Raw genomic sequence first — 856 nt, 5'->3', positions numbered from 1 at the left:
GCCGACACGATACGAATTACGGCATGCAAGGCTATTCATGGTGATGCATACCGGCACGGCAGCGCGTTAAACGTGAACGTAGATGTTGTATCGAGCAGCAGGAGGTGGGATGAAACGATTTGTAGTTATACCTAGTTTGGTGGCACTTGTGGCGTTTCTGTTCTCGACGGCCATGATGCGCTCGGCGCATTCCGCAGCCGCCGCTGAACCAATAGCGAACGCAGTTCCCTCCGTCGAAGAGCCGGCGAAGCCATTCTTTGCCCAGGTCGTCGGACTCATTTGGTTGAATCCGTTGCAACGCATGGACTATCCGACCGAATGGCAATTGCTGTGGACGCAAGGGCTTGCCGCGCCGAACAAGAATGACGACATGGTGCGCACCGATCCGAAGTCTTTCGCTACGTTGCAATCAGTAGCCGGAATCGCTTATGGAAATCGCGGCACGGAGACGTTCAAGGGCTTCTACCACAAGTACATGGAAAAATTTCCCCGTCTGATGAGTAGTCGTTACGCGATGAACGCCAAGTACTTCTACACAGTAAAACCAGATGAAAAGAAGGATTGGCGCGAAATTTCCGGGCTTCGTATCGAGGGCGCAGTCCCTGAGCGCCTCGATTCGGCTATCGCCCGCGACTACCTAACAGAGTCGCTTCGAGAAACCTTCTTTATCGGCAACCCACATTTTCCGACGATGTGGAGCCGCAACGAGCTCCCCGACGTACAAGTCACACAAGGCGGCCCCAACGCCGGATTCACATCGCTGAACAATGCGTTGGACTACTTGCAGGCGAACCCCGACAAGAGCGTCTGGGCGATGAACTGGGACGCACCCAACTTCCCGCCCACGGACGCACAG

Annotated in this window: 1 pseudogene; it reads left to right on the top strand. The window is 55.1% G+C overall.

Features of this window, described 5'->3' with window-relative positions:
- Nucleotides 1-109 precede the first annotated feature (109 nt).
- Nucleotides 110-856: pseudogene (locus LGM42_RS32930) on the top strand (virulence factor); the annotation flags it as partial.

Origin of the sequence: Burkholderia sp. AU39826, from assembly GCF_020419965.1 — a bacterium.
Classification (GTDB): Bacteria; Pseudomonadota; Gammaproteobacteria; order Burkholderiales; family Burkholderiaceae; genus Burkholderia; species Burkholderia semiarida.
Note: the sequence above shows the minus strand (reverse complement) of the source record. Positions and strands in the feature narration are given on the sequence as shown.